Annotated in this window: 8 protein-coding genes; all 8 read right to left on the reverse strand. The window is 68.3% G+C overall.

The window, feature by feature from the left end; genetic code table 11:
* Positions 1–136: 136 nt before the first annotated feature.
* The gene (locus VJS38_RS11665; protein ID WP_324088319.1) at positions 137–1,171 is read right to left on the reverse strand and encodes an aminoglycoside phosphotransferase family protein; all 1,035 of its coding nucleotides are present in this window, start codon (positions 1,169–1,171) and stop codon (positions 137–139) included.
* Positions 1,172–1,219: 48 nt separating this feature from the next.
* On the reverse strand, positions 1,220–2,626 hold the full coding sequence (locus VJS38_RS11670) for an amidase (protein WP_324088320.1): 1,407 nt from the start codon (positions 2,624–2,626) through the stop codon (positions 1,220–1,222).
* A gap of 8 nt (positions 2,627–2,634) precedes the next feature.
* Positions 2,635–3,897, reverse strand: a complete 1,263-nt coding sequence (locus tag VJS38_RS11675) for an MFS transporter (protein WP_324088321.1) — start codon at positions 3,895–3,897, stop codon at positions 2,635–2,637.
* Positions 3,898–4,012: 115 nt separating this feature from the next.
* A complete protein-coding gene (locus VJS38_RS11680; protein WP_324088322.1) occupies positions 4,013–4,348 on the reverse strand; it encodes a hypothetical protein in 336 nt (111 codons plus the stop codon).
* Between the two features lie 354 nt (positions 4,349–4,702).
* Positions 4,703–5,761 (reverse strand): phosphotransferase family protein, encoded by a 1,059-nt coding sequence (locus tag VJS38_RS11685; RefSeq protein WP_324088323.1) that lies wholly within the window; start codon positions 5,759–5,761, stop codon positions 4,703–4,705.
* Complete coding sequence (locus VJS38_RS11690) at positions 5,758–6,231, reverse strand: OB-fold domain-containing protein (RefSeq protein WP_324088324.1); 474 nt, start codon at positions 6,229–6,231, stop codon at positions 5,758–5,760. Before VJS38_RS11690 ends, VJS38_RS11685 begins: the two co-directional genes overlap by 4 nt.
* A complete protein-coding gene (locus VJS38_RS11695) occupies positions 6,228–7,364 on the reverse strand; it encodes a thiolase family protein (RefSeq protein ID WP_324088325.1) in 1,137 nt (378 codons plus the stop codon). Before VJS38_RS11695 ends, VJS38_RS11690 begins: the two co-directional genes overlap by 4 nt.
* Positions 7,361–7,630, reverse strand: a 270-nt coding sequence (locus VJS38_RS11700; RefSeq protein WP_324088326.1) for an SDR family oxidoreductase, incomplete at its 5' end; no start/stop codon positions are given. The genes VJS38_RS11695 and VJS38_RS11700, both read right to left, overlap by 4 nt.

Below are 7,630 nucleotides of genomic sequence, written 5' to 3' on the forward strand. Positions count from 1 at the left end.
CTGCAGATGTGCATAGACGCGATGAATCGGGCGATCGAGAAGCGCTTGGCCGCCGCCGAACCGGCTGAAGAGGCCAAGGCCGGCTCCTGATCACGGGGGCCAGCGGGGCGGGGCCAGCTGGCGGACTCGCGCCGGACTAAATCCCCAACGCCCGGAAGCTCTCAAGCCGCTGGACCGCCTTGCCAAGGCGGTCGACGAAGACCCCGGTGATCGTCGGGTCGACCCGCGTCGTGATCGCCCAAAGGTAGTAGCCGTAGGTTGCGGCGGTCCGGTACTGCGCCCGCGCCGCTGCGCCGTCGGGAACCTGGACACCTAGCCGCCGCGCTTCGTCGAGGTAGCGGTCGAGGAGCTCCCACTCATGGGCCTCGGCCATCTCGGCCGGCAGGACCGCGCAGATGTGGTAGGCGACGTCGAGCGCCCAGCCGCCCCGCTGGATCATCTGCCAGTCGATCAGCCCTGGCCCGTCCTTCGAGCGGTAGATATTTCCGGCGTGGCAATCGCCGTGGACCAAGGTGGCGGGCTGCGCGGCGTCAAGGTCCCTCAGCGCGTGCAAAGCCGCGGTGAGCCGTTCTGCGTCCCGGGTGCGGACGTCAAGCCACTCGCCGCGGGCGCCGTCGAGCAATTCCTGCAGCCGCTCCACCGAGACCACCTTCCAGGCGATCAGATCGGCGATGCGGCGGCCGACCCAGGGGACGCTGTCCAGCAGCGGCGCGGCGGCGTGAACCCGCGCTAACTGACCGAGGCTCTCCGCGGCCTCTTCGACGCTGAAGGGCTCGAGCGCCGTGCAGAAGGCGGCGCCATCGGCGATGAGGTCCCGCATGATCACGATCCCCTGCCCCTTCCGCCGGTCGGCGATCGCCGCCACGCAGGGCGGGCGGCGCACGCTCATGCGCGGCGCCAGCTGATCGTAGAAGTCCGCCTCGACCAGGCGCGTGGCGGCGCCGGAAGATCCCTCCGGCATGTCGAGGAAGGCCTTCAGGCACAGGTCGGCGTTCCCGACAGCCCACTGGACCTTGAAGCGCACTTTCGTTGCGACCGTGCGGATGACCTCCACCGTCTCCACCCGGGTCACGGTCGCACCGCCCGTGAGGGACGCCAGCGCGCCGCTCAGCCAGTCGGGATCCAAGGCCTCGGAAAGCGTGAGCGGGGCGTTCTGGGCGACTTCGGTCATTTCACATCCCTCGGGCTGGCTGTCGCCCGCATCGGCCGACGGCGCCGCTCACGCCTGCGCGGCGAGGAACGCCTGGGCGAGCTCGAATATGCCAGGCTCGCTGTTCGGGCGGCCCATGATCTGCAATCCCACCGGCAGGCCGTCCACCAGCCCCGCAGGGACTGTCACCGCCGGCCAGCCGATGAGGTTGGCGAACGCAGTCATCGCGAGGAAGGGGCCGGCGAAATCAGGAGGGACGCCGTCGATCGCCCATTGTCGGCGCGTGGGCGCGACCTCCAGGGTGGTTGGGCTGAGAATGAAGTCGTTGCGCTCCGTGAGGGTCCGGAACGTCTGCCAGATCCGCCGGCGGCTCTCGCGCGCCTTCGAAACATCCTCGCGCGTCGGCGGCTTGAAGCCGAGGTCGTAGTCGGCGGAGATGGCGACGTCGCTCGCCGTCCACTGGTTGCTCGCCCAGAACGGATCTTCGAACATCAGGTCGAGCGCCTCGATGTGGGCGCCGGCGGCTTCCAACCGCAAGACGGCGCGCTTGACCGTCTCGATCACTTGCGGCGTCTCCTCGACGGCGAACCGCCGCGCAAATCCGAAATCCTCGGTCCAGGCGAGCCTTAGCCCCCGAGCGCCGTCCTCAAGCCTTGCGAGGTAATCGGGCGGATCATCCTGAAGGCACATCATGTCGCGGCCGTCCGGCCCGGCGAGCGCGGCGAGCACGGTCGCGGCGTCGCGCACGTCGCGGGCCATCGGGCCATAGGTGGTCTTCGGCCGGCTCTGCAGGGTGCTCCATTCGAACGACGGCACGCGTCCGCGCGTCGGGTGAACGCCGACAAGGCCGCAGAAGGCGGCGGGCGCGCGCGTCGATCCGGTTCCGTCGCCGCCGATGGTGATCGGCGCCATCGCGGAGGAGGCTGCACAGGCGCTGCCGCCGCTGGAGTCGCCGCAGACCCGTTCGGTGTCCCAAGGGTTCAGCGGCATGCGGTCGCTATCGCCGAACTCGCGCGCCAGAAGGCCGGCCACCGTCGGGCCGATGATCACCGCGCCCGCCGCCCGCAGGCGCTCGATCTCCATGGAATCGTGTTCGGCCCGGACGACGCCGCGGCCCATGTCCGACCACAGGCTCCCCTTGATCGCCAGGACCTGCTTCGCCCCAAGGGGGACGCCGTGCAGCGGGCCGAGCGGCTCGCCGCGCATCACGGCCTCTTCGAGCCGCCGCGCTTGCGCCCGCGCCCCGTCCTCGTCCACCTCGCGAAAGGCGTGCAGCTGGGGCTGGAGCGTTGCGATCCGCGCCAGAAAATGGTCCGCGACCTCCACCGGAGAGATCGCCTTGGCGGCGATCAGATCGCGGATGCGCCAGGCCGGGGCCCAGCTCAGATCGCCGTCCGCCGCCGGCCTGGCGCTCGACAGCCGGGTCTCGAAGGACCTTCGGAAGGCCGAGGGCCGGAGATGATCGTTGGCGCTCATGATCAGGCCTAGCGCGAAGCCGCTCTGATCATTCCGTCGGCCTTGCTTTTCGAGCGCGCGAAGCGCGTCAGCAGGATCGTCCCGGCGGCCACCAGCTGCAGCGCGGCGAAACTCGCGAACAAGACGTCATAGCCGCCTGTGCGGTCGAAGACCTCGCCGGAAAATCGGATGGTCAGCAGGCCGAGCCCGGCGATGAGCGGAGAGGCCAAGCCTGTGACGGCGCCAAACGACGCCGCTCCGAAGCGATCCGCCAGGAGCGCGTACTGCATCGGCGCCGTGGCGCCCTGGATCAGCCCCATCGCGGCGGCGGCCACGGCGAGCAGGGCGTAGCCGTGGCTGATCATCAGCTCCAAGCTCACCGCCGCCCCCAGGGCGAACAGGATGCTCAGGACCACGATCCGATCGATCCGGTCCGCGACCACGGCGAGCAGCAGCATGGAGATGATCGCGAAGGTCGACATGATGGAGACGAGGCTGGCGCTCTGGATCATCGAAAAGCCGCTGGCGCGCGCCAACGGCGCGAGCGTGATCAGCAAGGCTGTCGCCATCGCGACGACAAGCCCGCAGCTGAAATTGATGGTCCAGAATTCTGGGCTGCCGAGAATCTGGCCCACCTTCAGTCGCGTGGGCGCCTGCGTGGCCGTCGGCTGCTGCTGCGGCGGCGTCAGCTCTCCCGCGCCGCGCTCACGATCGCCGGGGCCAGGGCGCTCGCGGATCGCGACGGCGATCGCCAGCAGCAGCGCCGCACCCACCCAGCCCATGACCTGGAGCGCATGGCGCCATCCGCCCTGCTCGATGAGGCCGCCGACGATGGGCGGCAGAACCACGCCCCCGAGCGCAAGGCCCAACTGGGAGATCGCCATTGCGCGTCCCCTTTGCACGGTGAACCAGCGCACGATCAGGAGGGGCGCCGTCAGCGAGCCCGTGGCTTGAAAGGCGAACGGCAGAAGCACCGCCAGGACCGCTGCGTTCAGCCAGAGCGAATGCGACAGCGCCAGCAGAGCGAAGGCTGCGGCGAACAACAGGCTGCCGAAGATCATCATGCCTTTCGCCGGCACGCGGTCCAGCAGCATGCCGACGAACGGCGCCTGGGCCGCCATGCCGAGGTTCATGAGGATCGCGCCCGAGTTCGCCGCGGCGCGGGACAGCCCAAGCTCGTGTGAGATCGGCAGCACGAACAGCCCATAGGAACTGTACGTGGCCCCCACGATCAGGGTGTAGATCGCGACATTGGCCGCAACGACCATCCATCCGTAGTAGATTCGCGACACCTGTCTCGGCCCTCTTCGAGTTTGTCCGCCGCCGCCGCTGAGGAAGGATGGGATTGGGATGTCCCGGGCGGGAATATGCAGCATCCCTGCGTGCTGCTTTTTCAGTAGTCGTAGATCACGTCGACGCCGAACGTCGTGCGGGCTGGTAGGTCGTCGAGGCGAGATAGAAGAAGTTGATCGGGAACATCATCGTCCCATTGTCGTTGAGGTTCTTCGCCCAAAGCGCCACCTCCATGTCCCCTTCGGGCAGCTTGATGTGCTGAAGCGCGACGCGGGCGTTCAGGACCCAAGACGCCGGCGAGAAGGCGACGGATTCAAACTGCGGCGGGATCGAGGTTTGACCGATCGTCCTCTCCTTCGAATGCCAGCTGGCGTCGGTGCGGAAGAGCAACTGGGCCTCCTTGAAGACGGGCTGCGTCTTGTACTGCGCGGCGATGTTTGCACGCTGCATCCCATCAGGGCGGCGCGACGCGCACGCATAGAACGCACAGCATCCATCGCTTGGCTCCCCTTATCTTTATTTCTCGCCGTCAAGGGCGAGACCTGTTCAATCAAAATAACCAAATTCAGTTTAGAGGCCAATCAAAGAACCATCACGGATATGAAATCGGGGACCCACATCAGAGAAAGCGTGACCGGCGCGCGGCGCGATCTTGCGACGCTTGGCTGTCAGGCATGTCTAAGGGAGGCGCACGATGGAGCTATATCAAAAGGAACTCGAAGATGCGGTCGAACGTATCAGAAGCGCCGGCCGCGACCCGGACGACTTCGCCTTCGACATGGGCGCGGCCGCCCCTTCAGCCGGCTATATCCACCGCCCGGGACGGTTGAGGTTCTCGATCAAGCTCCCCTCGTCCGGCGGCGGCTGACCACGGAACATCGCCGTGCGCACCGAGAGCGCGGCGACCTTCAGGCCGGTGAACTGCTCATACCACTCGAAATCCGCGATCGAGACGCCGCCCACCTGGTTCCATAGGGCCAAGGTCTCCTCGCGCGTGCCCATGCCTTCAAGCCAAGGCCGGCCCGGGATCGCATGGACCATCTCGGCCATATAGATCCACCAGGCGAGATCGTGCAGCGCCCCGCCAAGCGAGGGCTGCTCCCAGTCCATGACGGCGACGACCTCGAAGTCGTCGTTGAACATCATGTTGCCGAGCCGCGCGTCGCCCCAGACCAGGCCGGGCGGCTGGTTCCGGGGCCAGCGGCGGCGCAGATCCGCCATCGCCTTGTCGAGGATGTCGGAGACGACATCCGGACGCACCCACTCGACGAAGCGCGCATATTTGTCGAACTCCTGCTCGAGGCCGGTCAGGCCGCCCGGCCCGGCGAGGAACCGGATCGAGGCGAGCGGGGTCTTAGGGATGAGCGCAAGCTGACGGACCCCGTTCTCCCACATTCTGCGCCGTTGCGCCGGCGTAGCCTCGGCCACCCACCCGGTCATCGAATAGGGCGGGTTGGAGACCGCGACCCTTCCGTGCTTCTTCTCCATCACGAAGAAGGGCGCGCCGAGAACCTTGGGGTCCGGCTCGTGCCAGAAGACCTTGGCGACCTTCACGTGGCCGTGCCCGTGCAACACCTGCATCAGGCGGATCTGTTCTTCGAACAGATCGTCGGGATAATAGATGTGGTCGCTCGGTTTTATACGGACGACGAACCCCTGCGACTTCGGCGCGCCGTCCTCGGTCCAGACCGCGTCGAAGGGAATGGTCTCGTGCGAGCGCCCCGCGCCTTTCGGATAGGCCAGGCTCTCGACGCGCAGGTCCCTGGCTTGGGGCATTCGCGCGCGCATCCAGACGCCAAGCTCCTCGGCCAGGGTGGCGAAATCCCGGACGCGCGGCGCGACGATCATGGCCTCGTGGCTCATGACATCCCCTCTCTTGCCGCCGCCGACTCTTCCGGCGGCGCACTTTTCTCAACGCGCGGCCGGAACATCGGCAGGGTCATGCCGCTCGGGTGCGGAGCCATAACCACCTCGAGCGGCGTTTCGACCGCCAACGCGGCCGGCGGGCAGTCGACGATGTTCGTGTGGAAGAACGGCCCCTCCTCCAGCTTCACGACCCCGACGACATAGGGCGTCCTGCCCTTCATCTCCGGCGTATAGGCGTGGTGCAGGACCGTGTAGGTGTAGAGCACGCCGCGGCCCGACGCCTCGATCCAGGCCATGTCGCGCGCGCCATGCTGCACGCAACGGCTTGCTGGCCAGTAACATTGGCCGCAGACGCCGCAACGGTGCAGGAGGAACCGGCCTTGGCGGCAGGCTTCCCAGAACGGCAAGTCCGCAGGATCGCCGCCGACCGCGAGCACGGCGCTCAACAGGTCGCCGCCGGCGCTCATCGCGAATTCCCCAGGATCAGGGTGGCGTGGGACCAGGTGTTCTGCACCCCCCCGTTCAGGCCGTGGCCCGAGACCAGGGCGGTTTCGGCGCGCTTCAGCTGGCCCTGGCCGGCCTCGCCCCGCAGTTGCTGCACGGCCTCGATCACGCCTGTGAAGCCCGTCGTGTAGAAGGCCGACAGCTGGCCGCCGCCGGTGTTGGTCGGCATCGCCCCGTCGGGTCCGGCCCCGCCGGCGGCGTAGAACGGACCGCCCTGCCCCTCGCCGACGACGCCATAGGCCTCCAGCTGCATGATCGGCGAGATGGTGAAGGGATCGTAGAGCTGGCACATATGGATGTCCGCCAGCGTCATCCCTGCCTGCCCGAAAGCCCGGGCCTTGGCCGGGGCGATGTTGTCGTGGTGTTCGTAGACCTGGCCCCGGTGCCAGTTGGCGATGTTGTGCCCGGTCCCGCCGCCGAGGATGTAGACCGGCGCCGAGGCGATGGACCGCGCGCGCTCGGCGGTCGTCACCAGCACGCACACGCCGCCATCGGTGTCGCGCGTGCAGTCCAGCCGGCGGAACGGATCGGCGATCATGGGGGAGGCGTGGTGGTCCTCCAGGGTGATCGGCTTGCCGTATCCCAAGGTTCCGGGACGCACGACCGCGTAGGCGCGCTGGGTGACCGCCACCGCGCCGAGGTGGTCCGTGGTGGCGCCATAGAGATGCATGTGGCGGCGCGCGTGCAGGGCATGGGCGGCTGCGGCGCCGATCATCCCGTAGAGCGAGGGATAGCCGTAGGCGTAGGCGCCCCAGCCGGGCTGTCCCGGCAGCCGCGTCGAGGGGGCCTGGCCCCACACGCAGGCCACCATCTCGGCCTGGCCGGCGACAATCGTCGCCTGAGCCAGCAGCAGCGCCGCAAGCGGGCTCGCCCCTCCCGTCTGGACGGCGAGGGAGAAGTTCGGCGACAGGCCCATGTAGCGCAGGTCCTCGCGATCCGAGGCGCAGTGGATGTAGCCGTCGATCGCCCCCCGCTCCATACCGGCCTCGGCGAGCGCCAGATCCACGGCGCGGGCGCGCAGTTCCCGGGGCGTAATTCCCAGATTCACGCCGGTCGGCGTCACGCCCATGGCGGCGATGGCGCAGGAGCCTCTCACGGTCTCCTCCCCGCGGACGGCGCCGGCAGGTCGACGTTCGGGTTTGGGAAGTGGACGGTGAGGCCGCCGTCGACGACCAGGCGCTGGCCGGTGACGAACGACGACACGTCCGAAAGCAGGAAGACGAGCGGTCCGGCGAGCTCGTGGACGCGGCCCGCGCGCCGCGCGACCGCCACCCGGGCGCCCGCGGCGGCGAGGAGCCGGGCGGTCTGGAGGCCGCCGCCATATCCGCCGCCGACGACGAGCGCCTTGTGGTCCTGCAGGCC

The sequence above is a fragment of the Phenylobacterium sp. genome (genome assembly GCF_035276905.1).
Taxonomy (GTDB): Bacteria; Pseudomonadota; Alphaproteobacteria; order Caulobacterales; family Caulobacteraceae; genus Phenylobacterium.

Coding starts and splice junctions, on each gene's coding strand:
- VJS38_RS11665 (WP_324088319.1), bottom strand. CDS start 1,171: ATGACCGAAGTCGCCCAGAACGCCCCGCTCACGCTTTCCGAGGCCTTG.
- VJS38_RS11670 (WP_324088320.1), bottom strand. CDS start 2,626: ATGAGCGCCAACGATCATCTCCGGCCCTCGGCCTTCCGAAGGTCCTTC.
- VJS38_RS11680 (WP_324088322.1), bottom strand. CDS start 4,348: ATGCAGCGTGCAAACATCGCCGCGCAGTACAAGACGCAGCCCGTCTTC.
- VJS38_RS11685 (WP_324088323.1), bottom strand. CDS start 5,761: ATGAGCCACGAGGCCATGATCGTCGCGCCGCGCGTCCGGGATTTCGCC.
- VJS38_RS11690 (WP_324088324.1), bottom strand. CDS start 6,231: ATGAGCGCCGGCGGCGACCTGTTGAGCGCCGTGCTCGCGGTCGGCGGC.